This is a genomic window from Legionella anisa (assembly GCF_001467525.1).
Classification (GTDB): Bacteria; Pseudomonadota; Gammaproteobacteria; order Legionellales; family Legionellaceae; genus Legionella; species Legionella anisa.
This window is the reverse complement of record NZ_LNXS01000039.1, coordinates 3,830-4,193: the sequence shown is the minus strand read 5'-3', so window position 1 is coordinate 4,193 and position 364 is coordinate 3,830. Positions and strand designations below refer to the sequence as shown.

Sequence of the window (364 nt, the reverse complement as noted above, 5' to 3'; positions counted from 1 at the left end):
CAATCAAAGCATGGATGTTAAGATTAAAATGGTCATCAAGGTATAGAATTATTTTTTGCAAATCATTTATATTATCTTGCTGTAGTACTAGCTTTTTAATTTTATTAGATTTACCGCAATTTCGTTGATCATATAGAATAATATTGCACTGCAGAGAATTAAATAAATTATGATGTTCAATAAGATACTCTATAGTTCCACAATTGAGACCAGGGCCACCATGAATGAAAAGAGCATAAGGTAGATTGGAGCTTTTAGTAAATCTGACTATATAAAATTCTTGATGTGGCAAAATATCTTTTTTGAAAGCTTTCATTAGTAATTATTTTCTCGAAATATTCTGCGGATCCATACAATTGGGGCA

General features: G+C 29.7%; 1 pseudogene. It reads right to left on the bottom strand.

What is annotated here, in order from left to right:
- Positions 1 to 316: pseudogene (locus tag Lani_RS20815) on the bottom strand (alpha/beta fold hydrolase); the annotation flags it as partial.
- Positions 317 to 364 lie beyond the last annotated feature (48 nt).